20 protein-coding genes and 1 tRNA gene are annotated in these 23581 nt (G+C 62.8%); 9 read left to right on the top strand and 12 right to left on the bottom strand.

What is annotated here, in order from left to right:
- Window positions 1–22: 22 nt before the first annotated feature.
- Window positions 23–1513, bottom strand: a complete 1491-nt coding sequence (locus AC05QJ_RS05275) for a methylenetetrahydrofolate reductase C-terminal domain-containing protein (protein WP_476745924.1) — start codon at window positions 1511–1513, stop codon at window positions 23–25.
- Window positions 1514–1731: 218 nt separating this feature from the next.
- On the opposite strand from AC05QJ_RS05275, the gene metE reads away from it, so the two are divergent.
- Window positions 1732–4029, top strand: a complete 2298-nt coding sequence (metE, locus tag AC05QJ_RS05280; protein ID WP_476745925.1) for a 5-methyltetrahydropteroyltriglutamate--homocysteine S-methyltransferase — start codon at window positions 1732–1734, stop codon at window positions 4027–4029.
- Between the two features lie 135 nt (window positions 4030–4164).
- Here metE and AC05QJ_RS05285 read toward each other — a convergent pair.
- The 5 genes from AC05QJ_RS05285 to AC05QJ_RS05305 form a co-directional block, all read right to left on the bottom strand.
- Window positions 4165–5384 (bottom strand): IS3 family transposase gene (locus AC05QJ_RS05285; protein WP_476745068.1). Its coding sequence is split into 2 segments (ribosomal slippage): window positions 4165–5036 and window positions 5036–5384, totalling 1221 coding nucleotides; the frame shifts between segments, so codons are not numbered across the junction.
- Between the two features lie 127 nt (window positions 5385–5511).
- Window positions 5512–5588: transfer RNA gene (locus AC05QJ_RS05290), tRNA-Met, on the bottom strand.
- A gap of 93 nt (window positions 5589–5681) precedes the next feature.
- Window positions 5682–8096, bottom strand: a complete 2415-nt coding sequence (locus tag AC05QJ_RS05295) for a TonB-dependent siderophore receptor (RefSeq protein WP_476745926.1) — start codon at window positions 8094–8096, stop codon at window positions 5682–5684.
- 93 nt (window positions 8097–8189) lie between these two features.
- Window positions 8190–9122, bottom strand: a complete 933-nt coding sequence (locus tag AC05QJ_RS05300; RefSeq protein ID WP_476745927.1) for a FecR family protein — start codon at window positions 9120–9122, stop codon at window positions 8190–8192.
- Window positions 9119–9640: an RNA polymerase sigma factor gene (locus AC05QJ_RS05305; protein ID WP_476745928.1), complete on the bottom strand. Its 522-nt coding sequence runs from the start codon at window positions 9638–9640 to the stop codon at window positions 9119–9121. Before AC05QJ_RS05305 ends, AC05QJ_RS05300 begins: the two co-directional genes overlap by 4 nt.
- Window positions 9641–9786: 146 nt before the next feature.
- Here AC05QJ_RS05305 and AC05QJ_RS05310 point away from each other — a divergent pair, with 146 nt between their 5' ends.
- The 4 genes from AC05QJ_RS05310 (at window position 9787) to AC05QJ_RS05325 (ending at window position 13942) form a co-directional block, all read left to right on the top strand.
- Window positions 9787–10992: an MFS transporter gene (locus AC05QJ_RS05310; RefSeq protein WP_476745929.1), complete on the top strand. Its 1206-nt coding sequence runs from the start codon at window positions 9787–9789 to the stop codon at window positions 10990–10992.
- A 103-nt stretch (window positions 10993–11095) separates the two neighbouring features.
- Window positions 11096–12457, top strand: a complete 1362-nt coding sequence (locus AC05QJ_RS05315; protein ID WP_476745930.1) for a sensor domain-containing diguanylate cyclase — start codon at window positions 11096–11098, stop codon at window positions 12455–12457.
- Window positions 12458–12535: 78 nt separating this feature from the next.
- On the top strand, window positions 12536–12679 hold the full coding sequence (locus AC05QJ_RS05320; RefSeq protein WP_476745931.1) for a hypothetical protein: 144 nt from the start codon (window positions 12536–12538) through the stop codon (window positions 12677–12679).
- 105 nt (window positions 12680–12784) lie between these two features.
- Window positions 12785–13942, top strand: coding sequence for an MFS transporter (locus AC05QJ_RS05325; protein WP_476745932.1), 1158 nt, complete (start codon window positions 12785–12787; stop codon window positions 13940–13942).
- Between the two features lie 79 nt (window positions 13943–14021).
- Here the strand turns inward: AC05QJ_RS05325 and AC05QJ_RS05330 are convergent, their stop codons facing one another.
- On the bottom strand, window positions 14022–14618 hold the full coding sequence (locus AC05QJ_RS05330) for a TetR/AcrR family transcriptional regulator (protein WP_476745933.1): 597 nt from the start codon (window positions 14616–14618) through the stop codon (window positions 14022–14024).
- Between the two features lie 125 nt (window positions 14619–14743).
- On the opposite strand from AC05QJ_RS05330, the gene AC05QJ_RS05335 reads away from it, so the two are divergent.
- Window positions 14744–15943, top strand: a complete 1200-nt coding sequence (locus tag AC05QJ_RS05335; RefSeq protein WP_476745934.1) for an MFS transporter — start codon at window positions 14744–14746, stop codon at window positions 15941–15943.
- Between the two features lie 106 nt (window positions 15944–16049).
- Window positions 16050–16679, top strand: coding sequence for an isochorismate family cysteine hydrolase YcaC (gene ycaC, locus AC05QJ_RS05340; protein ID WP_476745935.1), 630 nt, complete (start codon window positions 16050–16052; stop codon window positions 16677–16679).
- Between the two features lie 58 nt (window positions 16680–16737).
- On the opposite strand, the gene AC05QJ_RS05345 is transcribed toward ycaC, so the two are convergent.
- Window positions 16738–17073 carry an ArsR/SmtB family transcription factor gene (locus tag AC05QJ_RS05345; protein WP_476745936.1) on the bottom strand — a complete coding sequence of 112 codons (336 nt, stop codon included), beginning with the start codon at window positions 17071–17073 and terminating at the stop codon, window positions 16738–16740.
- Between the two features lie 50 nt (window positions 17074–17123).
- Here AC05QJ_RS05345 and AC05QJ_RS05350 point away from each other — a divergent pair, with 50 nt between their 5' ends.
- Window positions 17124–18215, top strand: a complete 1092-nt coding sequence (locus AC05QJ_RS05350) for an NADH:flavin oxidoreductase/NADH oxidase (RefSeq protein WP_476745937.1) — start codon at window positions 17124–17126, stop codon at window positions 18213–18215.
- Between the two features lie 217 nt (window positions 18216–18432).
- Window positions 18433–19776, top strand: coding sequence for an SPFH domain-containing protein (locus tag AC05QJ_RS05355; protein ID WP_476745938.1), 1344 nt, complete (start codon window positions 18433–18435; stop codon window positions 19774–19776).
- A 68-nt stretch (window positions 19777–19844) separates the two neighbouring features.
- Here AC05QJ_RS05355 and AC05QJ_RS05360 read toward each other — a convergent pair whose 3' ends face one another.
- The 4 genes from AC05QJ_RS05360 to AC05QJ_RS05375 are packed head-to-tail and all read right to left on the bottom strand — an operon-like array spanning window position 19845 to window position 23552.
- Window positions 19845–20897 carry a hypothetical protein gene (locus tag AC05QJ_RS05360; protein ID WP_476745939.1) on the bottom strand — a complete coding sequence of 351 codons (1053 nt, stop codon included), beginning with the start codon at window positions 20895–20897 and terminating at the stop codon, window positions 19845–19847.
- Window positions 20890–21153, bottom strand: coding sequence for a PAAR domain-containing protein (locus tag AC05QJ_RS05365; protein WP_476745940.1), 264 nt, complete (start codon window positions 21151–21153; stop codon window positions 20890–20892). The genes AC05QJ_RS05360 and AC05QJ_RS05365 overlap by 8 nt, the downstream gene beginning before the upstream one ends.
- 15 nt (window positions 21154–21168) lie before the next feature.
- Window positions 21169–22332 carry a type VI immunity family protein gene (locus tag AC05QJ_RS05370; protein ID WP_476745941.1) on the bottom strand — a complete coding sequence of 388 codons (1164 nt, stop codon included), beginning with the start codon at window positions 22330–22332 and terminating at the stop codon, window positions 21169–21171.
- Window positions 22333–22373: 41 nt separating this feature from the next.
- Entirely contained in the window at window positions 22374–23552 is a 1179-nt protein-coding gene (locus tag AC05QJ_RS05375) for a type VI immunity family protein (protein WP_476745942.1), read from the bottom strand.
- Between the last annotated feature and the right edge of the window lie 29 nt (window positions 23553–23581).

Here is a 23581-nt window from a genome sequence, read left to right on the forward strand (position 1 = left end):
CCAATGGATGAAATGTCATCCGTTAAGCCGGGTTTTCCGGGTTTCTGACTAGATTTCTGGTCACTGTCGGATGCCGGTTCGGGGTCTCGATCTCGAACCACTCCGGCCAGGAGCTCCGATGCCGTCCACCCACCTCCACGCTCGGAATCAGTCGCTCGCTCAGCACCGCCGTCTGCCCGACCGCCTTGGCTGTGCGGTACTTGACGCTGTGGATGCACTCCCGGTCGCCGAACTCGCAGCGGTTCAGCCGGGTGCCGCCGCACGGACCGTTGGCCAGGCCCTTGGGACAGGTTTCGGGGCAGGTGTAGAGGGTGTCTTCGAGGCGGCAGTGGCCGCAGGTGTCGCAGCCTACCAGCGGGCGTTTCAGACTGCGTTCGATACGGTGCAGCCAGCGGGCGCCGCCGGCTGTGGACCAGAGCGGGCGGCGCACGGCCCAGCCGAAGGCACGGCTGAGCAGCGTAGCGCGGTCGAACAGGTGCGAATGAAGGCCGGACAGCAGCCGATAGCGCAGTGTTTCCTTCAACGAGGCGCTGACCCGCGATTGCCCGGCCTGCCAATCCATACCCGGCGGATGAAAGGTCACGGTCGGCACGTTCGGCATCCGCCAACTGGCCTCCCAGGCCGGCGCCCATTGCTCAAGGGTATGGACCTTCGTTTCCCAGTGATCCAGCGCCTGTTCCAGCGCCTCCAGTTGCGCCGCTTCATGGATGCCGGAAAGGTGGATGCCGGCATAGCCGATCAGCCGCAGGCCGATGATCTGCAGTGCCAGGCGCTCGACACTGCGGGCTTGCGCATGGGCTTTCGAGACGGCCTCTTCCGCCGCCAGCAGGGCGTGCATCGACGGCGACACCGTGACCCCGGCGACGTTGTCGAGCATCGCCGCCCGGCCACGGGTCAGGCTCATGATGCAGGCGATCAGCGGCTTGGGTGATGGCTGGCGGCTCATCCAGGCGAAGGCTTCGCGGAACTTGTCCATGTCGAAGCCCAGTTGCAGGGTCAGGAAGTCCGCCCCCGCCGCGAGTTTTTTCTCGGCCTTGAAGTACTGTGCGCCGCCTTCTTCCTCGCGGTACTTGAACGGGTTGAGGGCAGCGCCCAGCAGCCAGTCCGGCCGTGCCTTGCGCACGATCTGCAGCGCCGGCACCGACTCCAGGTAGCGTACCGGCTGCTGGCCGGGGTAGTGGCCCGGCAGGCGGTCGCCGGTGAGCAGCAGCAACTGGTCAAGGCCCAAGGCGTCCATGCGTTCGAGCTGCGCCAGCAGGTCCTGGCGTTCGCGGTTCTTGCCGGAGAAGTGCAGCAGCGTCGGCACCGGATGGGCGAGGGTGGTGAAGGCGTCTTCCGGAGACAGGTCGAACGGGCTGCCGACCCGATCGCCGATGGCAGCGATCATCGGCCAGCCGCGAAAGTGCGGGCGCTGCATGACCTGCTCGAACGCGGCGAAGCGCTGCGGCTTGGGAACGAACTCCATGACGCACACGAACTGCCGTTGCAGGAGTGCCTGTTTCAACACATTCATGATTTCTCGCTAATCGAGCGGGCTGACCTTGCGGCCATTCTGGGCCATGCCGGTCGCGCCGCCATGCCCGAAACCGTACGAGGCTGTTTTGAAAAAGACATGGGGTTGAGCTTTTAACGTGAGCAATTCTACAGATCATCGTTAAGAAAATGAGTTTGTTTCATTAATGGCAGATCCCGACAATTCCCTCATTCATATTTACCTTGAGGGAACTGCAAATGGCTTTGGCACACAACCTGGGCTTTCCGCGCATCGGACGCGACCGTGAACTGAAAAAGGCCCAGGAAGCCTTCTGGAAAGGCGAACTGGATGAGGCCGGCCTGCGTGCCGTGGGTCGCGAGCTGCGTGCCACTCACTGGCAGGTGCAGAAAGACGCCGGTATCGAACTCCTGCCGGTCGGCGATTTCGCCTGGTACGACCAGGTACTGACCCACTCGCTGACCTTCGGTGTGATCCCCGAGCGCTTCCGTGGCCACGGCGGTGCCAAGCCCACCTTGCAGACCCTGTTCGCCATGGCCCGCGGTGTTTCCGACAGTTGCTGCGGCGGTGCCCACGCCCAGGAGATGACCAAGTGGTTCGACACCAACTACCACTACCTGGTCCCGGAGTTCAGCGCTGACCAGCAGTTCGAGCTGAGCTGGGAACAACTGTTCGAGGAAGTCGAGGAAGCCAGGGCCCTGGGCCACGCGGTGAAGCCGGTGGTGATCGGTCCGCTGACCTACCTGTGGCTGGGCAAGACCAAGGGCGTCGAATTCGACAAGCTCGACCTGGTCGACCACCTGCTGCCGCTGTACGGCGAAATCTTCCAGCGCCTGGCGAGCCAGGGCGTGGAATGGGTACAGATCGACGAACCGATCCTCGCCCTCGACCTGCCGCAGGACTGGAAGAACGCCTACGAGCGCGTCTACAACATCATCCAGCGCGAGCCGCTGAAAAAGCTGGTGGCCACCTACTTCGGCGGCCTGGAAGACAACCTTGGCCTGGCCGCCAACCTGCCGGTGGATGGCCTGCACATCGACCTGGTGCGTGCGCCGGACCAGTACCCGACCATCCTCGACCGCCTGCCGGCCTACAAGGTCCTGTCACTGGGCGTGGTCAACGGCCGCAACGTCTGGGCCTGCGACCTGGAGAAAGCCGTGGGCATTCTGCGTCACGCCGCCGAACGCCTGGGCGATCGCCTGTGGGTCGCGCCGTCCTGTTCGCTGCTGCACAGTCCGGTGGACCTGGCCCGTGAAGACAAGCTCGATGCCGAGTTGAAAAGCTGGCTGGCCTTCGCCGTGCAGAAGTGCCATGAAGTCGCGGTGCTGACCAAAGCCGTCAACCAGGCGGAAGCCGCCGATGTCATCGTGGCGCTGGAGCACAGTCGCGCCGTGCAGGCCAGCCGCGCCGCTTCGCCGCGTATCCACAAGCCGGCGGTGCAGGCGCGTCTGGCGGCGATCAAGCCCGCTGACAGCCAGCGGGTTTCCGCCTTCGAGCAGCGTATCGCCAAACAACGGGCCGGCCTCGACTTGCCCGCGTTCCCGACCACCACCATCGGCTCCTTCCCGCAGACCTCGGCGATCCGCCTGGCACGTCAGGCCTTCAAGCAGGGCAAGCTCACCGAGAGCGATTACATCGAAGCCATGCAGAGCGAGATCCGTCACGCCGTGCAGATCCAGGAGCACCTGGGGCTGGATGTGCTGGTGCACGGCGAGGCCGAGCGCAATGACATGGTCGAGTACTTCGCCGAGCAACTGGACGGCTACGTCTTCACCCGCTTTGGCTGGGTGCAGAGCTACGGTTCCCGCTGTGTGAAACCGGCGGTGATTTTCGGTGACCTGAGCCGGCCGAAAGCCATGACCGTGGAGTGGATCCGCTACGCCCAGGGCCTGACCGACAAGGTAATGAAAGGCATGCTGACCGGCCCTGTGACCATGCTGATGTGGTCGTTCCCGCGCGAGGACGTGAGCCGTGAAGTGCAGGCCCGGCAACTGGCCCTGGCGATCCGTGACGAAGTGGTTGATCTGGAAGCTGCCGGCATCAGGATCGTACAGATCGACGAAGCCGCGTTCCGCGAAGGACTGCCGCTGCGTCGCGGTGCCTGGGGGCATTACCTGGACTGGGCGACCGAAGCATTCCGTCTGTGCGCCTCCGGCGTGCGCGACGAAACCCAGATCCACACCCACATGTGCTACAGCGAATTCAACGATGTGATCGAGTCGATCGCCGCGATGGACGCCGACGTCATCACCATCGAGACCTCGCGTTCGGACATGGAATTGCTGGAGGCCTTCGAGAAGTTCGACTATCCGAACGAGATCGGCCCTGGCGTCTACGACATCCACTCGCCGCGGGTGCCGGGCAAGGAAGAGATGGTCAAGTTGCTGCGCAAGGCGGCGAAACGGATTCCGGCGCAGCGCCTGTGGGTCAACCCGGATTGCGGCCTGAAGACCCGTGGCTGGCCTGAGACCGAGGCGGCACTGGTAAACATGGTGGCGGCAGCGCGGGAGTTGCGTGGGGACACGTCGCTGGTCTGACCGATCTTCGCAGGCTGACGGGCCTCATCGCTGGCTTTGCCCGCGATGAGGCCTTTTGCGTTACAGCGCATCAAGTCCGAATTGCATGTCTAGTCCTGAAATAGGTTTACACCTGTTCAGGTAGGCCGATAGGCCTCAAAACGCCCGATGCACTGCATCGGGCGTTTTGTTTTTCAGGGCCATATGGGGCCGTTCTGTGTTGTAGATCTGCACTGCCTCGTCAACCATCTGTCTCGCCTGCTCAAGATCTTCAGGGCTGCTCAACAGCAGCTCCATTTTGAGGATTCCGTTGATTCGCTCGGCCAGCGCGTTCTGGTAGCAGTCATACCCATCAGTCATGGAGCACTGAACATCGTGCCGTTGGTGCAGTGACTGGTACAGCGCTGAGCAATATTGGATGCCTCGATCCGAATGGTGGACTAATGGCTGGCGACGACGTCGCGTTCGTAATGCCTGCTTGAAGGCTTGCGCCACTGACTCGGCATGCAGGCTTTCATGAACGTGGTGGCCAACAATTTTCCTGGAGTACGCATCCGTTACCAGGCTCAGGTACAGCGGGCCGTTACGTGCGGGCAGGTAAGTAATGTCGGCAACCCAGACGTGCTCCGGCCTTGTCGGAACGACTTGGCTTGGACCGGGCTTGAGTAAATTGGGATGGCGGTAGAAGCGATGAAAGCTCTGTGTTGTCTTGTGGTAGGCCCGCTTGGGCAGCACCAGCAAACGGCGCTCTCCCAAGACCTGGAACAGCCTATCTCGGCCGACTTGGAATCGTTTGTCAGGTTGGCAATGCAGCAGATAGTGCAGCTTGCGTGTACCCAAACGAGGCTGGCGCATCCGGACTTGCTGAACAAACTCAACCACCCGGTCTGCCTGATGCTCTTTGCCATCAGCCGCTCGGTTGCGCTTGTAGTAAGCCTGTCGACTGATGCCTAGAAACTGACAAGCCCTGGCAATGCTCAGTCCTGAGACTTGACCTTGCGAGAGGACTTGCCGGATCGCTTTTTTACGACCGAGACACCATAGTCATTTTTCAGAACATCAACGACCGTCTCAAAGAACTGGGCCTTCTGGCTCATCAGCTCAAGCTGTTGCTCAAGCTCTTTGATCCGCTGCTCGGGAGTGAGCGTTTTGGGGTCAGACATCGCGCAGCTCCTCTCGTCTCGGATCGAGGCCCCCTGGCTCCAATCCTGGCGACCGTGCTTACGCAACCATACCAGAACCGTTGACCGACCCTGGATGCCATACCGCACCTGGGCCTGCTTGTAGGTCAGCTCGCCTTTTTCAATCTGATCAACCACCGCCAATTTAAAAGACAGTGAGTAATCCCGCTGTGTGCGCTTTACACCTTGCTCCATCTGACTCTCCGGAAATTCGGGATGGGAGGTGTAAACCTTATTCAGGACGGGACAGCAGGCACAAAAAAGCCCGCGCGAGGCGGGCTTTTCTGTTTGCCGTCGAATCCGAAGATTCTCTGGCGGGGTATGGTGGCTACACAGGGACTTGAACCCCGGACCCCAGCATTATGAATGCTATGCTCTAACCAACTGAGCTATGTAGCCAAGTGGCGCGCATTATTCGCCTGAAACGGATATCTGTCAACACTCTATTTCAAAAAATTTTACGCGCTTTCAACTGCTTAGCCGTCCGGGCCCTCAGAAGTCGTATCTGAACCCCGCCATCAGGTTGCGCGGCGCGCCGTAGGTGCCGTAGCTGCTCGCCACGCTGCAGTACTTGCGGTCGAAGACGTTGTCCAGGTTGACCGTCGCGCTGAGGTTCTGGCTGATCTGGTAGCGCGCCATCAGGTTGGTGATGGCATAGCTGCCCTGGGTAAAGCTGTGCAGGTCGTAGCCCACCTTGCTTTGCCAGTTCACACCGCCGCCCACGGTCAGTTTGTCCAGCGCGCCCGGCAGGCGGTAGGTGGTGAAGGTTTTCAGGCTGTGGCGCGGCAGCAGGGTGTTGATGCGTTCGTCGTCCTTGTCGGTGGTCGTGGTGTAGACGTAGCCCGCCGATGCCTGCCAGCCCTCCGCCAGTTCGCCATTGAGTTCCAGCTCGACACCTTCGGACGTGGTGTCCTGCTCGGCGCTGTACACATCGTCGTGCATCCAGATCGCCAGGTTGTCCTGCTGCAGCTTGAACAGCGCCAGGCTGGAGTTGAGCTTGCCGTCCAGGTGGCTGCCCTTGATGCCGATCTCGTAGCCGACGCCTTCCATCGGGTCCAGTGGCTTGTTCTCTTCGTCACGCACGTAGGACGCCTGCGGGCTGAAGATCTTGGTGTAGCTGGCGTAGGCCGACCAGGTGTCGTCCAGGTCGTAGACCACGCCGGTGTAGGGGATGAACACACCGGTTTCCTTGCGCTTGACCTCGCTGGCCGGCGAGCCGTAGCTGTAGTCCTCGGTGTCGCGTTTCCAGTCGGTCAGGCGGCCACCGATGATCAGCTTGAGGTCGTCGGCGAGGTTCAGGCGAGTGGTGGCGTACGCGCCGTACTGGTTTTCTTCCATGCTGGATTTGCCCGACACGGCGAAGTCCGGCTTCGGCTGCTTGCCGTCCCAGTCGAAGATATTCGGGATCTGCGCGCCTGGCGTTGCGTAGTAATCGCGGCGCCAGCCGCCCCAGCTCGGAACGTTTTCCCGGTACTGCGACAGAGTCAGGCCGGTGATCAGTTCATGCTCGCGACCCAGTAGGCTGAACGGGCCGGTCAGGTACAGGTCGAGGTTGTCCTGGCGAGGGGTGCCGGAGAAACGCACCGGCATCTGGCCCATGCCGCTGCCGTCCGGGGCGAGGTCGCCGGTGACGTAGCCGAACAGCTCGTCGAACTGGTTTTCCGAGTGGCTGTACTCGATCTTGCCGCTCCAGCCGTTGCCCAACTGGTGCTCCAGGGAGGCGAAGTAGCTGGTCTGCTCGTGGTCGTTGTAGGACCAGACCGGCGTACCGCTGAGGGAGCGGCTCAGGTTGCTGCGCTCGCCAGTGCTGAAGCGAGTGGGCAGGCCGCTGCGGGCCGGGGCATCGACATCGGTGCGCTGGTAGCTGAAGCCGACGGTGAGCAGGGTGTCTTCGCTCAGGTCGAACTCGCTGATGCCGTACAGCAGTTGCGAGTCCAGCTTGTAGCGATCGACCCAGGCATGTTCGCTCTTAAAGTCGGCTACCAGCCGGCCGCGCACATTGCCGCTGTCGTTCAACGGGCCCGACACGTCGAAGCCGCTGCCGTAGCGGTCCCAGGTGCCGGCCGAGCCGGTGATGCTGGCCTGGTTCTCGTAGGTCGGGCGCTTGCGGATCAGGTTGATGGTCGCCGCCGGGTTACCCATGCCGCTGATCAGGCCGCTGGCGCCGCGGACCACTTCGACGCGGTCGTACATCGCCATGCTCTGGGTGTAATTGTCCATCCGCGAGGCGGTGGGCACGCCGTCGATCTCGTAGTTGATGATCTGGAAGCCGCGGGACCAGAAGGAGTCGCTTTCCGCCCCCAGGCCGTCGCGGGTGACGATGATGCCCGGGGTCGCTTCCAGTGCATCGGTCAGGTTGGTCAGGCGTTGGTCATCCAGGCGCTGGCGGGTCATCACGGTGAGCGACTGCGGGGTTTCCTTCGGGCTGAGGTTCAGCCGTGTGGAACTGCTGGAGGAGTAGGTGGTGTACAGCCCGGTGCCTTCGGTGATCGAGCCCGGCGCCTTGCCGGAAATGCTCAGGGCCTCCAGTTGCAGGCTGCCGCTGCCCAGGTTCATCGGCAGGTCGAGCAGGAAGCTGTTGGCGTTGGGCTGGCTCATGCGCGCGCCGGTGCCTTCGGTGAGGTGCTGGATCGCCTCCCCGGCGCTGAGCTGGCCTTGCACGCCCGGCGAGCGCAGACCGTTGACCTGGCTGGACTGGTAGATCACCTGGTAACCGCTCTGGGCGCTGAACTGGTCAAGCGCATCTGCCAGCGGCTGGGCGGCGATATTGAAGCTGAAGCGCTGGGCGCGGACCTCGCTGTTGCCGGTTTCAGCGGCGTGCGTCATGGCCGGCAGCGTGGTGACCAGGGTGGCCGCCAGGACGGCACGGACCAACGGCTTGAAGGTGAAATCGAACGGGTACTGCATGTGTTCCTCCCCAGGAATACAAATGCCAATGCTTCTCATGTGGAGGTGTGACGCAGCAGGATCTGAAATTACCGAACGCCCGCGAAAAAATTTTCAGCGAACGATCAGCCAGCGCCCGGCGACCGCGTGAGCGCGGAGTTTTTGCGAAGACAGCAGCGCGTCCAGGGCGCTGTCGGCCTGGTCCAGATTGAAGCTGCCGCTGACCGGGCGTTGCCCGGCGGCACTGTCGAGCATCACCAAGACTTCGCCCCGGTAGTCCGCCAGCCGTTGCAGCACCTCGCGCAAGGGCACGTCGCGAACCCTCAGCTGGCCGTCGCGCCAGGCCAGCAGACGTTCGGCATCCACCGCTTGCGGGGCGTCAATGTCGGTGCCTTGCACACTGAGGCGCTGACCGGGAGCGAGCAACTGGCGATGGTTGCCGGCAAGCACCTCCACCTTGCCGCTCTGCAGCAGCACTTCATCGCTGTCGCCTTGGCGCGCCACCGAGAAGCGCGTGCCGAGGACACGCACCTGCGCTTCGTCGACCTCGACCACGAATGGCCGGCCATCGTGCTTCACATCGAGGAACACACGGCCCTGGCGCAAGCGCAGGACACGGGTCTCGCCGGTCAGTTGCACATCTACCGCGCTCTGGCTGTCCAGTTGCACGCGCGAGCCGTCGGCGAGGGTGATGTCGCGACGCTCGCCGGCACGGGTCGCGTAGTCGCTGTCCAGACGCTGGATCGTCGGCCATTGCAGCCAGAGCACGCCGGCCGCCAGCAGCACGCATGCCGCCGTCGCCAGGCGCGGCCAACGGGCGGTGCGCTTGCGGTCCGCCTTGCGCACCCTGCGCGCCGGCAGCTCCAGCGCGCCCCACAGCGCCTCGACCTCGGCAAACGCCCGGGCGTTGTCCGGCGTTGAGCGCCACGCGGTGAACGCCTGGCGCTGCGCGTCACTCACGTCCTCGGCGCGCAGCCGGGTGAACCAGTCCAGCGCTTGCTGGGCGGTGTCGGTGGCGGTGTCGGCGGAAGAGGGCGGGACGGTCATGGCGATTCGGTCTGCTGGCGCGCATGCAGGGCGGCGGCTGCGCAGTGGCTCAGGGCTTTGTTCAGGTGACGCTCCACCGCTCGCGGCTCAAGGCCCAGTTTCACGGCGATGTCCTTGTAGCTCATTTGCTCGACCCGGGCCAGCAGAAACACCTCGCGGGTGGGCGAGGGCAGGCCGTCAATGAGGCGTTCGAGGTGTTCGAGGGTGTTGCCGGCCACGGCGCTGCGCTCCGGCGTCGCCTCGTTGAGCAACTGTTCCAGTGCCTGCTCGTCATTGACCCCGCGCACCTGGTTACGACGGGCGTGATCGATGCTCAGGTTGTTGGCGATGCGGTAGAGAAAGGCGCGCAGGTTGCCCACCTCGCCGCGTTCGCTGTGCATCAGGCGGAGGAAGGCGTCCTGCAACAGGTCGCTGGCGGTTTCGCGGCAGCGGGTACGGCGGGTGAGAAAGGCCATCAGCTCGTTGCGATGGCGCTGGTAGAGGCCGGCGAGGCTGCGGTCTTGCTGATCCTCGGACATGCTGGGGCGCCGCGCAGGTGAAATGAGCGGCGATGCTAGCGTTATTGAGAATTATTCACAAGCAGCCATTCGGCAAAAAGAATAGTGCGCTTGCTAACGATTTCGCCATAATCGGATCCCGATCCGCCCGTATGGATGTCGTTCCCATGTCCGCAACTACCGCCGCGCCGACCACTGCTGCCAGCCAGAGCAGCCCGCTGGTGATGCGCATCATTGCTGCCTGTGCCCTGGCGCACCTGATCAACGACCTGATCCAGGCGGTGCTGCCGTCGATCTACCCGTTGCTCAAGACCAACTATGACCTGAGCTTCGCCCAGGTCGGCCTGATTACCCTGACCTTCCAGATCACCGCCTCGCTGCTGCAACCGGCAGTGGGCTTCTACACCGACCGTCATCCCAAGCCGAACCTGCTGCCGCTGGGCACGCTGTGTACCCTGGTGGGGATCGTCATGCTGGCCTTCGTCGGCAGCTTCTGGATGATTCTGCTGGCCGCCGCGCTGGTGGGTATCGGTTCCTCGACCTTCCACCCGGAAACCTCGCGCATCGCCCGGCTTGCTTCGGGCGGGCGCTACGGCCTGGCGCAGTCGACTTTCCAGGTGGGCGGCAACGCCGGCTCGGCGTTCGGCCCGCTGCTGGCGGCGGCGATCATCATTCCCTTCGGCCAGGGCAATGTGGCCTGGTTCGGGCTGTTCGCGGTGGCGGCGGTGATCGTCACCTACGGCCTGAGCCGCTGGTATCGCGAGCACCTCAACCTGTTCAAGGCCAAGGCCGGGCAGGCCGCGACCCATGGCCTGTCCCGCGGGCGAGTGACCGGCGCCCTGGTGGTGCTGGGCTTGCTGGTGTTCTCCAAGTACTTCTACATGGCCAGCCTGACCAGCTACTACACTTTCTACCTGATCGAGAAATTCGACCTGTCGGTGGGCAGCTCGCAACTGCACCTGTTCCTGTTCCTCGGCGCGGTGGCCGCCGGCACCTTCTTCGGCGGACCGATCGGTGACCGTATCGGCCGCAAGGCGGTGATCTGGTTCTCGATCCTCGGTGTGGCGCCGTTCACCCTGGCGCTGCCGTACGCCGACCTGTTCTGGACCAGCGTGCTCAGCGTGATCATCGGCTTCATCCTCGCCTCGGCCTTCTCCGCCATCGTGGTCTACGCCCAGGAACTGGTGCCGGGCAACGTCGGCATGATCGCCGGGGTGTTCTTCGGCCTGATGTTCGGCTTCGGCGGGATCGGTGCGGCGCTGCTGGGTTACCTGGCCGATATCCATGGCATCGAGTACGTCTATTACCTGTGTTCGTTCCTGCCGCTGCTGGGGATTCTGGCGATTCTCCTGCCTTCCACGAAGAAGCGCTGACACAGGGCACATGCGCCGCGTTGCGTCGGATTTGCCCGCTGAGGCCCCGATCCAGTAACGTGGCGCTTTAGCAATCGTTTGGCTCTTGCCCGAAGTGCCCGCCATGCCCAACGTTTCCGATCCCGATCCGCTGTCCCAGGACCAGGAAGTCCTGCGCCTGCGCGAAATCATTGCGCACAACTCCGACTGGCTCTGGGAAGTGGATAGCCAGGGCCGCTACACCTTCTGTTCCGAGCACAGCCGGCAGATGCTCGGTTTCGCCCCGAGCGAGGTGCTGGGCAAGACGCCATTCGACTTCATGCCGCCGGATGAAGCGGCGCGGGTCGGTGCGATCTTCGGCGGGATCGTCGCCGAGCAACGGCCCTTCGCCGGGCTGATCAACCGCAACGTGCGCGCCGACGGTCGTCTGGTGGTGCTGGAAACCAGTGGCGTGCCACTGTTCGACGCCCAGGGCAATTTCACCGGCTATCGTGGCATCGACCGCGACGTGACGCCGGGCAACGGTCCGCTGGATCGCCGCGAGGTGCAGCTCGAAGCCCTGTACGTGGCGGCTTCCGTGGCCCTGGGGCTGGTGGATCGGCAGGGTGTGCTGGTCAACGTCAACCGCGCCCTCGGCCAACTGCTCGGCGGCGATGCGACGCACCTGGTGGGGCAGCGCCTCGACGGTCTGCTGCCTGCCGAGCAACTGGACCTGAGCCAGTGCCTGGGCGAACTGGAGCGCGGGCAGACGCTGGCTGATCGCGAACTGGACTGGAAAAACCGTACCTATCTGCTGCAGATCGGTGCGGTGCGGGATCTGGACGACGAGATCCTCGGCATGACCCTGGCCCTCAGTGACATCACCGAGCAGCGTCTGATGCGCCAGGCACTGGCCGAAAGCAATGCGCAACTGGCCGAAGCCAACGCCCGCTTGCAGGCGCTGGCCAGCGAGGACTTCCTCACCGGCCTGCCCAACCGTCGCCGTTTCGACGAGGCGCTGTTGCAGGAGAAAGCCCGCTCCCGCCGCGAGAGCCGGCCACTGTCGCTGCTGATGGTGGACGTCGACCACTTCAAGGTGTTCAACGACCACTACGGGCACCAGGCCGGTGACGACTGTCTGCGGCGGATCGCCATGCTGCTGGGCCAGTCGCTGCTGCGCCCGGGCGACCAGGTCTGCCGCTATGGTGGCGAGGAGTTCGCGGTGATCCTGCCCGATACCGATGCCCACGGTGCCCGCACCGTCGCCCGCGAGTTGTGCCAGGAAATCTACGACGCCAATCTCAGTCACGCTGGCAGTCCGCTTGGTCGAGTGACCTTGAGCATCGGCAGTGCCAGCCACGACCCGGGCCGCCCCGGCCAGAGCATCGCCCTCACCGCGTTGCTGCGCGTGGCGGATCTGGCGCTGTACCGGGCCAAGCAGCAGGGCCGCAACCGCCTGGTCGAGGGCACGGGGCTGGACGACGAGAAGCTGCCGGCGGTTCCCTGACCATCGTTCCATTGACGTAAACGAACCCCATGGCCTAGAGTGCCGGCCCTTTCCAGTCGCCTTTGCTGTCGCCGAACCATGACCTGCGCTGTCCTTCCTTTCACCGCCCAACTGCCCGTCGCCCGGGCCGTTCGTCGTGACTGGCCGAGCGACACCGTGCTCAAGCGCCGGCGCAGCGTGCTGTTCGCCTTCACATTCTCGCCACACCGCTCCTTGCGCTGACCTCTTGCGGGCCTTCGCCGCCTGCCCGTCTTCTTTCGTCATCGAGCGTGCCTGTGCCCGCGCACGAGCCTTTTGCCTCGCGCGCCGGCGGTTGTGGAGTGAGTTGTGAACAAGCGTTTTCTCGTCGGTCTGTTGTTTGTCGTTTCCATCGTCGGTTTCAGCCTCGGTGCCACCTTGCCGCTGGTGTCCCTGCGCCTGCTGGAGTCCGGGGCCAGCAGCCTGCGCATCGGTATCCTCTCGGCGATGCCGGCGGCGGGCATGATGCTTTCGGCATTCCTTGTCGATGCCTGCTGTCGCCACCTGACCCGCCGCACGATCTACCTGCTCAGCTTCAGCGTCTGCGCCCTCAGCGTGGCGTTGATCGAATGGGCGTTCTCCTCGATCTACCTGCTTGCCGCCTTGCGTCTGGGGCTGGGCATCGGCATGGGCGTGGCGATCATCCTGGGCGAGTCCTGGGTCAACGAACTGAGCGAGGAACACAACCGCGGCAAGGTCATGGCGCTCTACGCCACCGCCTTCACCGGCTGCCAGATGCTCGGCCCCGCGATGCTGTCGCTGCTGGGCGCGCAGGGGCCGTGGCTGATCGTCATGGTGTCGGTGGGCTATGCGCTGGCGCTGGCATGCATTGTCTGGACGGTGCCCAACGATCATGTCGAACACGGCGACGACGGTGACAAGAGCTTCTCCCTGGCCGGTTTCTTCCGCGTCGCGCCGGCCTTGTGCATGGGCGTGCTGTTCTTCTCCTTCTTCGATGCGGTGGTCCTCTCGCTGCTGCCGGTCTATGCCACCCACCACGCCTTTGCTGTGGGCGTGGCGGCGCTGATGGTGACGGTGATCCTCACGGGCGACATGCTGTTCCAGTTGCCCATCGGCTGGCTCGCCGACCGCTGCGAGCGGACCCTGGTGCATCTGGTGTGCGGGGTGATCGCGATGCTGATCGGCCTGGCGCTGCCCTGGCTGATCCAGGTGCAATGGCTGCTGTGGCCGGCGCTGGTGCTGCTGGGCGCAGTGGCAGGCGGGGTCTATACCCTGGCGCTGGTCCTGATCGGCCAGCAGTTCAAGGGCCAGGATCTGGTGACGGCCAATGCCAGCGTCGGCCTGTTGTGGGGCGTTGGCAGCCTGGTCGGACCCTTGGTCAGCGGTGCGGCCATGGATGCTGCGCCCCATGGCCTGCCGATGGCGCTGTCGGTGATGGCGGCGCTGTTCGTGTGCTTTGCGCGGTCGGCCAATCGCAAGGCGTATCGGGTGTCGGCGGTGGAGTAAAAGGCGTCCTCAGTACTCGCGGCGACGGAAACCCTGTGGGAGCGGCTGTCAGCCGCGATGGACCGCACAGCGGTCCCCTTCATGCGGGCAGTGGTCGACGCAGCAGCCCCCGCAACAGCATGTCGATCGCGGCACTGGATTTGGCCAGTCGCGCCTCGCCATCTTCGCCCTCGGCGATCCACAGGCTGGCTTCGGTCAGACTGCCGTGAATCAGGCGCGCCAGCGCCTGCGGGTCAGTGTCGACCAGCGTCTCCTGTGCCATCAACTGCTCGAGCAGCCCCTGCAACGAAGCAATGCAGGGCTGTTGCGCCTCTGCCGAGGCATTGCCCAGCACCGCCCGGGCATCGCGCATAACGATGCGCTGAATTTCAGGCTCCCGCGCCATTTCCAGATAGACCTGGCAGCGTTGGCGGAAGCCTTCCCAGGCGTTGTCGGCTGAGTCGGAAATGGCCTTCAGGCGCTCATCCATCTCACCGTCGATCTGCTCCACGACAGCGGCCAGCAGGCCCTGCTTGTCACCGAAGTGATGGTACAGCGCGCCACGGGTGAGGCCGGCCTGGGCGGTGAGTTCGTCCATCGATGCGGCGGCGTAGCCGGTCTCGCAGAACGCCTTGCGGGCCGTGGCCAGCAGGGCGATGCGGGTTTCTTCCATCTCGGCGCGGGTTCGGCGGGCCATGGGTTCTCCTGAGAAAAGAGGCTTTACATACGGCTCGTAGGTAAGTAGGTTTTATTCATACGCGGCGTATGTATTTTTCCTGCAGCGGGTCGAGATGGCAAGCAGCGAGAGCCAAGGAGAGCGAAATGACCAACCCTTACCGAGCACTGTTCAACCGGCCAGGCACCGGGACGTTTGTCCTGGCCGGCCTGCTGGCGCGATTGCCGCTGCCCATGACCGGCATCGGCATCATCACCCTGCTGGCGCAATTGCGCGGCAGCTACGCCCTGGCGGGCGCGGTGTCCGCGACCTTCGTGCTGACCTATGCGGTGCTTTCACCGCGCATTTCCCGGCTGGTAGACCGCCACGGACAGCGACGGGTGTTGCCGCTGGCGATGATGGTCAGTGTGACGGGCACCGCGTTGTTGCTGCTTGGCACCTGGCTGGAGCTGGGCGACTGGAGCCTGTTCGTCGGTGCCTTGCTGGCCGGCTTCATGCCCAGCCTGTCGGCGATGGTGCGGGCGCGCTGGACCGCGCTCTACCGGGGCCAGCCACTGTTGCAGACGGCGTATTCGCTGGAAACGGTGCTCGACGAGCTGACCTTCATCGCCGGCCCGCCGCTGTCGGTGGGCTTGTGCGTGACGCTGTTCCCTCAGGCAGGGCCGTTGATGGCAGCGCTGTTGCTGGTGGCGGGCGTGCTGGCGCTGGTGATGCAGCGGATCGGTGAACCGGCGCTGAGCACGGCGGGCGATCAGGCCGATGGCTCGCTGCTTCGCCTGGCTCAGGTGCGCCTGCTGACGCTGCTGATGGTGGCCATGGGCGTGATCGTCGGCACTGTCGATATCGTCAGCGTCGCTTTTGCCGCCGAGCGCGGCCAGCCTGCGGCGGCGAGTCTGGTGCTGGCGGCCTACGCAACCGGATCCTGCGTGGCGGGGCTGGTATTCGGTGCGCTGAAGCTGCAACAGCCGCTGCCTCGCCTGTTGCTCCTGGGCGGCCTGGCGACGGCGGCGACCACCTTGCCCCTGTGGCTCGCCGGCAGCCTTCCGGCACTGGCCGCTGCGGTGCTGCTGGCAGGCGTGTTCTTTGCCCCGACCCTGATCGTGGCCATGTCGCTGGTGGAGCGGGTCGTACCGCCGGCGCGGTTGACCGAAGGCATGACCTGGCTGCTGGCAGGGCTGAATGTCGGTGTAGCGGCGGGCGCGGCGTTGTCCGGGCAAATGCTCGATGCCCACGGGACGCAGGCGGGGTTTGCGGTGGCCCTGGGAGCGGCTGGGCTGGTGCTGCTGGCGGTGTGGGCGGGCTACCGCAGGGCTGTGGTTTTTATCGTTCCCGAAATGGAACGCTAAAGCCAATTTTCACTATCTACCGCCCTAAAGGTTCTGAAATTAATCTTCTCCCATCAACGCGAAACACCACCCCTTACGAAGATCAGAACCTTTAGGAGCAACGACCATGACCGCATTCAAATACAACCGCCTGAACAAAGACGACGCCGCTGTACTGCTGGTTGACCACCAGGCTGGCCTGCTGTCGCTGGTGCGCGACATCGAGCCGGACCGCTTCAAGAACAACGTCCTGGCCCTGGCGGACCTGGCCAAGTTCTTCAACCTGCCGACCATCCTCACTACCAGCTTCGAGCAAGGCCCCAACGGCCCGCTGGTGCCGGAACTGAAAGAACTGTTCCCGGATGCGCCCTACATCGCCCGCCCAGGCCAGATCAACGCCTGGGACAACGAAGACTTCGTCAAGGCGGTGAAGGCCACCGGCAAGAAGCAGCTGATCATCGCCGGTGTGGTTACCGAGGTGTGCGTAGCCTTCCCGGCGCTGTCGGCCCTGGAAGAAGAGTTCGAGGTGTTCGTGGTGACCGATGCCTCCGGCACCTTCAACGAGATGACCCGCGACGCCGCCCACGACCGCATGAGCCAGGCCGGCGCGCAACTGATGACCTGGTTCGGCGTAGCCTGTGAGCTGCACCGCGACTGGCGCAACGATATCGAAGGCCTGGCGGCGCTGTGCTCCAACCACATCCCCGACTACCGCAACCTCATCACCAGCTACAACGCCCTGACCGCTGGCAAATAAACCCTGCGAAACGAAGAAAGGCCGCTCGATAGCGGCCTTTCTTCGTTGGGCGAAGGGATCACTTGTGCGACAGGATCGCCCCGATCAGCCCCGGGAAACGCCCGTCCATCGCGTCCAGACGCAAGGAATTCATGTGCGTGGTGCCCACCGAACGGGTCTGCACCAGGCCCGCATCCCGCAGCACGCGGAAGTGGTGGGACATGCTGGACTTCGGCCGTCCGCCGTCCAGCTCGCCGCAACTGGCTTCGGCAACACCGGCCAGATGGCGAACGATTTCCATGCGAACAGGATCACTCAGCGCGTAGAGGACGCGCTCGAGGACGAGGTCTTTGGGATCAGGATGTTTGTAGGCACGCATAGGGGCAATGATAACGGAGGCTTCACTAAATGCCATAGTTCGAATACTATCGAACAATCGTATCAAAACCTGTCGGAGCTTTCTGCATGTCCAAACTCTTCCAACCCTACTCACTCAAAGACGTCACCCTGCGCAACCGCATCGCCATTCCACCGATGTGCCAGTACATGGCTGAAGACGGTATCGTCAACGACTGGCACCAGGTGCACTACGCCAGCATGGCCCGTGGCGGCGCCGGGCTGGTGGTGGTCGAGGCCACTGCCGTCGCGCCTGAAGGCCGCATCACGCCGGCTTGCGCCGGTATCTGGAGCGACGCCCACGCCCAGGCGTTCGTGCCCGTGGTGAAAGCCATCAAGGCGGCGGGTTCGGTCCCGGGCATCCAGATCGCCCACGCCGGCCGCAAAGCCAGCGCCAACCGTCCGTGGGAAGGTGACGACCATATCGCTGCCGATGACGCTCGCGGCTGGCAGACCATCGCCCCGTCCGCCATCGCCTTCGGTCATCACCTGCCGAACGTGCCACGGGAAATGACCCTCGACGACATCGCCCGGGTCAAGCAGGACTTCGTCGACGGTGCCCGCCGTGCCCTGGAAGCCGGTTTCGAGTGGATCGAACTGCATTTCGCCCACGGCTACCTCGCCCAGAGTTTCTTCTCCGAACATTCCAACAAACGTACCGACGCCTACGGCGGCAGCTTCGACAACCGCAGCCGCTTCCTGCTGGAAACCCTGGCCGCCGTGCGTGAAGTCTGGCCGGAGCACCTGCCGCTGACCGCGCGTTTCGGCGTGATCGAATACGACGGCCGCGACGAGCAGACCCTCGCCGAATCCATCGAACTGGCCCGCCGCTTCAAGGCCGGTGGCCTGGATCTGCTGAGCGTCAGCGTCGGTTTCACCATTGCCGAGACCAACATCCCGTGGGGCCCGGCCTTCCTGGGCGAAGTGTCCCGCCGCGTGCGTGACGAGTCTGGGCTGGCGGTCACCTCCGCCTGGGGCTTCGGCACGCCACAACTGGCGGAAGAGGCGGTGAGCTCGCGGCAACTGGATATCGTGTCGGTGGGCCGTGCGCACCTGGCCGATCCGCACTGGGCGTACTTTGCCGCGAAAGAGCTGGGTGTGGACAAAGCCTCGTGGGTGCTGCCGGCGCCTTACGCACACTGGCTGGAGCGGTATCGCTGAGTTCGACCTGAACCTGGAACGGGCCGCCTTGTGCGGCCCGTTCTGTTTTCGCTCCTTCTGTCAGGCGGGTCTGAATACCGAATTCGCCCGGCGTCTGAAGGGCGAAGAAAATCAGGCCCTATACGTCAGACGATTCTCACAGGTTGTTCTGAATCGGCTCATTGTGGTGAAAAGGCCCAGCGCAGAGCATGCGCGCTTCCATTTCAAGGAGGCCTTTATGGAAAACTCTTCAATGCGTGACATCGACTTTCCACGCATCCGCCGCAAGACGGTTGCCCTCGTCGCCATCCCCCTGATTGCGCTCGGTACCTTGGCTGCTGTGTTCAACCAGGTGTTTTTCTACAACGAAGCCGGTCATATGGCCCATGTGCGCACCATCTTCGGTGAAGAGAAGGTGGTCGAGGATGTTGGCTACGCCACCCAGTGGTTCGGTCGCACCACCACGTGGAAGCGGACGATTGGCGTGCAATCGGCCCTGCAGGGCGATACCCACGCCAGTGGCAATCCCACGGTGACCGTCGGTACCCTGCCGATCGTGTTCCTGGGCAACGTCGACGCCAAGGCCGAGTTCAGTACGCAGTTTCGCCTGCCGGCAGGCGACGCATTCCTGACCATCGCGCAGGAATACCGCACCCCGGAAAACTTCATGCAGCGGGCACTGCTGCCGGCGGTGAAGGAAACCCTGCAGGCCACCGCTTCGCTGATGAGCGCCGACGACTACTACGCCGGCGACCGCAACCAGTTCGGTGCGGAGTTCGAGAACCAGTTGCGCGATGGCCTGTACCTGACCAAGCGCAAGGAAGTGCGTGTCCAGCGCGACAACCCGCCAGCCCAGACCGCGATCCTCCAGGCGGGTACCGAGCAGGGCCAGTATGGCGACACGCTCTCCACTCGCTTCATCATCGAGAAATTGCGCGATGGCAATGGCGTAGAGATCCGCAAGCAGCAGCAATTCCGCCTGTTCGGTGTGGACGTGGTAGACGCACGGGTCACCCATATCGACCCCAATCCGCAATACCAGGAGCGCATGGTACGGGTGCAGCAGGCGCTGGCCGAACTGGCCGTGGCCCGGCAGAACCGGCTCAAGGAAGAGGAAGAGAAGCAACTGGTCTCGGCCCGTGGTGCCAAGGACGTCGAGGCCAAGCGCCAGGAGAGCCTGCGCGAGCAGATTGAGCGCACCACCCAGGCCGAGACCGAGAAACAGCTCACGCTGATCAATGCCGAGCGTGAACTGCGGCGCGCCGAAATCGAGAAAAGCACCGCCGAACTGCTGCGGGACAAGGCCCGTGTCACCGGCGAGGCGACCAAGGTCACCGCCGATGCCGAAGCCTACGCGCGTGCGGCATCGCTCAAGGCGGACGGTGCCTTGCAGGCCAAGCTCGATGCCCTGGTACGGATCAACCAGGCCTGGGCCGAGGCCGCCGCGCGGGCACCGGTGCCTTCGGTCATGATGGGCAGCGCCGAGGGTGGTGTCGGACGGCAGGACGAGATGAACAAGCTGATGAGCGTCCTGGCGAGCAAGGCCGCCAGAGACCTGGTGGTGGATCTCAAGACCGAGTAGGCAGCGGATACTCCCGTGACAGATCCGTCACGGGAGTCAGTCGACCAGCGCGCACCAGCGCAGGTCGCCTACACGGGAAAGGGCTTGTAGCGTTTCAGGCTTTTCGCCTTGCGGCTGAAGGTTCTTGCCATACAGGCGCAGTCCGGGCACCAGCTGCCCCTCCGAACCGAAGCATAGGTTGCGTGCCAACTGTGCCCGCTGGCACAGAGCCAATGCAACTTTTCAAAACAGCCCGTGTAGCGGGTGGACAGACACTGGCCGCCCCGCGCCCGCGCAGAAGCATGGGCGTCGTTCAGGGTCAGGCGACTGCGGTCGATGGCGCATTGCCGACACCAGCCTCCCTCCACAACCCTGTAGCCCACCATCTCCCATTCATGCCCCCGGGCACAGCGGAAGCGATACTTTCTGACGATGCCGTGATAGCTGCTCGAGAGGCATTGGCCGCCCTGTTCTGTCGCTTTGTCTTGCAGGCGCTTGAGGCCGTCCTGATCGAGGTACTCCCTGGCCTTGCGCAGGCTTGCACACTCGGGGCACCAGGTGCCTCCTATCAGGTGGCTGCCCTGAGTGAACCACTCATGGCCTGCCTCACAACGAAACCCATAGACGTGATTGGTGCCGACGTAGTCAGCCCTGTCCGTCAGGACCTGACCACCCCGTCTGGTGACGCTCTCGTTCAGCCGTTGCCAGCTTTCCGAAACCCAGTTTTGGTAAACGGAGTAACGTGCACAACGTGGGCAACCGATATCGCCCATTGCCCGGCGACCAATCCGCGTCCAGGCATGGCCCTGCGTGCACTCGAAGCGGTAGGCGTGTTTCGCGCCCTGCCAGCGCTCGTCCAGGCACTTTACGTCGGCCTGCTCAGCGAGTGAACTGAGCTTGTTCCACTTGGCTTGCTGGTAGCACTGCTGGCATTTGATTTCCCGACCAGGGCTGAAGCAGCTCATGGTTCGCAGGAAAAAGTGCCCCTGCGCGCAGCGGAAGCGATAGCGTGCGTGGTGGCCTTTCCAGGTATCGTCCAGGCATTCGAAACCCTGGCGATCAGCAGCCTGACGCAGCAGGGGAAGGCGGTCCAGCACCGGGTGCGGAGCCTGCGGTGTCGTCGTTTCAGGCAACTTATCCATCGACCTGCCCCTTTGCCCCACTGGCGATCAGTCGGGCACCGCAGCCGGTTTGCATGCCGTGCAAGGCGACGGGGATGCCATTGACCTTGTAGCGCTTGCTGCCCTCTTCGATGGCAGACACTCCGCCGCATTGTGGGCAAGACACCTGATGACCGATGCCCGCCATGGGGCTGCCGTTGAGATGGCTGTGGGCAAAGCCTTCCAGAACCATGCCGCCATGGTCGGTGCGGTCGCCTTTGCGGATGATTTCCAGCATGTATTGTCCTCCGTGCTAGTGAGTCTCGACCAGGCGCCAGCTGACCCTCTGCCCCTTCACGTCGGGCAGGCGGTCGGCGTGGCTGAAGGTGTGTGGTTTCAGGTCGGGTTGTTGCTCGCAGATCCATACGCCGGGCCATGGGCACGGCAAGCCCGAGGGCATGCGCAGGAGGTCCTGTTCGCTGGAGGCGTCGATGGCCTGGCGGATCTCCTGCGGGGTGTCGAAGCGGCGCAACCAGAGGTTGCTGCTGAGCGGGTTCATGCGCACTTCGCGGTCGATGGCGCCGTAGTGCAGCGAGCCGATGTCCTGCACGCGCAGGCTGCGGATGGCGTTGTTGACCTTCACATAGAGCTCGGGGCGAGGGTCTGTTTCGGCCTTGCCCAGTGCCGGCCAGTCACCGGCACGGATGGCAGTGCCCCACTTGTAGGGGAGGAGGGCGATACGTGGGTCGTTCAGTTTGGCCTGAAGTTCTTCGGGTGTGCCCAGCTTGGCGACCCAGTGGTGGGCGAGGAAGGTGTACCAGTTGAGGTTGATGTAGCCATCACGCCACCTTTTGTTTCCTGTCGGTGGACATAGATCCACTCCCCTGTAGGACCAGGCTGTTTCGTATCCGGCGCTCTGATTGTTTTCCCAGTTATGGCAATCCTGCATTCCCAATCCAGCGGAACCGTGAAGGGGGCGGAGTAAGGTGCAGCACTTCAACAGAAAAGATTCGAACTTGGACTTTCCCTTGTCGCGAAGTTCTTCTATTGGTAAATGAATTCGTACTGTAGTAATTCTTTTATGGATATTTTCATACCAGCCCGCCGGTGAGAATACGCCGAACAGATAATCACTGGCGTGATCAAGGCTAATTCTCGACATGCAATCAAACTCTATCGCGCTATCAGGGCTGGTTTTTATTGCATAGTCTCGGTATGCGTTGAAGTCCATTTTTGAAAGTGGGCGTACTATCATGCGCTTATCTCCCCTGTATCCCCCCTTTAGGTTGTCGCCGTATAGGTCGTGGTATAGGGTAAACGCGTCCGCAATTCCCTTTCGGCGAACAGGAAGATAAGCGTCGACCATACTGAAGATGGCGACGATCCCAACCTGTTGAACGGGAAGGTCGTGGTCGTCCTCATCAACATAGGTAAAGTGCCAGCGTTCGGCATCGAACCCGGTGAAAAAGTCGGTCATGGTTTTATTCCTGTGCCCCGTCCGTAATTCATGAGCTCGACTCAAAAGAACTTGACCATGCGCCATGTCACCCGCTGGCCGTTTACTTCGGGCAGGATCACGTTGTGCTGGAATGTCTGTCGCCCCGGAGAGGAGTCTTCTTCACATATCCAGATGCCAGGCCATGGACACGGCATTCCAGACACGACCCGCAAGTAGTGACGCTCTTTGGTCGTGACCTTGCCGGCCTCGTCGATGGCCTTGCGGATTTCCTCTGGCGTATCGAAACGGCGCAGCCAGAGGTTGCTGGTGAGCGGGTTGAAGCGCACTTCGCCGCCGATGGAGCCGTAGTGCAGGGAGCCGATGTCCCGTACCCGGAGGTTGCGGATGGCGTTATTGACCTTGACGTACAGTTCCGGTTGCGGATCCACCTGGGCCTTGCCCAATGCTGGCCAGTCACCGGCGCGGATCACCGTCCCCCACTCGTAGGGGATCTGCACGATACGGGGATCGCCCAGTTTGGCCTGGAGTTCTTCAGGCGTGCCCAGCGTGGCGATCCAGTGGTGGGCGAGGAAGGTGTACCAGTTGAGATTGGAATAACCCGTTCGCCATTCTTCATTCCCGGTAGGGATACATACATCAACGCCCCTGTAGGCCCAGGCTGTTTCGTACTCAAGGTGCTGATAATCCTCCCAGTTCTGACATTCTTGTATACCCAACCCCGCAACACCATGGATAGGTCGCAGGAAAGCACAGCATTTCAGAAGAAAAAGCTCGAATCGGTCTTTTCCTTCCCCCTGTAGTTCTTCTGTGGGGAGATAGATTATTACAGTAGTAAATGAGTCATGAATTTTTTCAAACCAGCCTTCAGGGGAGAAAACCCCAAACATGTAGTCGCTGGTATGCTGCAAGCTCAGTCGTGACATGCACATGAACTCGATTGCTTCCATGGGGCTCGTGTTCAAGATATAGTTTTTGTAATCGTCCGTGCTCATCTTTGAGAAGGGGCGAACGATCATGCGCTTGTCTTCTCTATACCCTCCCTTGAGCTTGTCTCCATATAGTTCGTTATATAAAGAGAATGCCTGCGCAATACCTTCTCTACGAATAGGGTGGTAGGCGTCCAATAGATGAAAGTTCGCGACAATCCCAACTTGCTGAACGGGAATGTCATGGTCGGTTTCATCAACATAGGTAAAGTTCCAGCGTTCGGCATCGAACTCGGTGAAGAAGTCGGTCATGGTTTTGTTCCTGTGTTCCGTCCGTGATT

It is taken from the genome of Pseudomonas sp. TUM25319, assembly GCF_056388475.1.

Excerpts from the sequence above, each read along its gene's own strand:
- AC05QJ_RS05275 (WP_476745924.1), bottom strand. The coding sequence starts at position 1,513 with ATGAATGTGTTGAAACAGGCACTCCTGCAACGGCAGTTCGTGTGCGTC.
- metE (WP_476745925.1), top strand. The coding sequence starts at position 1,732 with ATGGCTTTGGCACACAACCTGGGCTTTCCGCGCATCGGACGCGACCGT.
- AC05QJ_RS05295 (WP_476745926.1), bottom strand. The coding sequence starts at position 8,096 with ATGCAGTACCCGTTCGATTTCACCTTCAAGCCGTTGGTCCGTGCCGTC.
- AC05QJ_RS05300 (WP_476745927.1), bottom strand. The coding sequence starts at position 9,122 with ATGACCGTCCCGCCCTCTTCCGCCGACACCGCCACCGACACCGCCCAG.
- AC05QJ_RS05305 (WP_476745928.1), bottom strand. The coding sequence starts at position 9,640 with ATGTCCGAGGATCAGCAAGACCGCAGCCTCGCCGGCCTCTACCAGCGC.
- AC05QJ_RS05310 (WP_476745929.1), top strand. The coding sequence starts at position 9,787 with ATGTCCGCAACTACCGCCGCGCCGACCACTGCTGCCAGCCAGAGCAGC.
- AC05QJ_RS05315 (WP_476745930.1), top strand. The coding sequence starts at position 11,096 with ATGCCCAACGTTTCCGATCCCGATCCGCTGTCCCAGGACCAGGAAGTC.
- AC05QJ_RS05320 (WP_476745931.1), top strand. The coding sequence starts at position 12,536 with ATGACCTGCGCTGTCCTTCCTTTCACCGCCCAACTGCCCGTCGCCCGG.
- AC05QJ_RS05330 (WP_476745933.1), bottom strand. The coding sequence starts at position 14,618 with ATGGCCCGCCGAACCCGCGCCGAGATGGAAGAAACCCGCATCGCCCTG.
- AC05QJ_RS05335 (WP_476745934.1), top strand. The coding sequence starts at position 14,744 with ATGACCAACCCTTACCGAGCACTGTTCAACCGGCCAGGCACCGGGACG.
- ycaC (WP_476745935.1), top strand. The coding sequence starts at position 16,050 with ATGACCGCATTCAAATACAACCGCCTGAACAAAGACGACGCCGCTGTA.
- AC05QJ_RS05345 (WP_476745936.1), bottom strand. The coding sequence starts at position 17,073 with ATGGCATTTAGTGAAGCCTCCGTTATCATTGCCCCTATGCGTGCCTAC.
- AC05QJ_RS05350 (WP_476745937.1), top strand. The coding sequence starts at position 17,124 with ATGTCCAAACTCTTCCAACCCTACTCACTCAAAGACGTCACCCTGCGC.
- AC05QJ_RS05355 (WP_476745938.1), top strand. The coding sequence starts at position 18,433 with ATGGAAAACTCTTCAATGCGTGACATCGACTTTCCACGCATCCGCCGC.
- AC05QJ_RS05360 (WP_476745939.1), bottom strand. The coding sequence starts at position 20,897 with ATGGATAAGTTGCCTGAAACGACGACACCGCAGGCTCCGCACCCGGTG.
- AC05QJ_RS05365 (WP_476745940.1), bottom strand. The coding sequence starts at position 21,153 with ATGCTGGAAATCATCCGCAAAGGCGACCGCACCGACCATGGCGGCATG.
- AC05QJ_RS05370 (WP_476745941.1), bottom strand. The coding sequence starts at position 22,332 with ATGACCGACTTTTTCACCGGGTTCGATGCCGAACGCTGGCACTTTACC.
- AC05QJ_RS05375 (WP_476745942.1), bottom strand. The coding sequence starts at position 23,552 with ATGACCGACTTCTTCACCGAGTTCGATGCCGAACGCTGGAACTTTACC.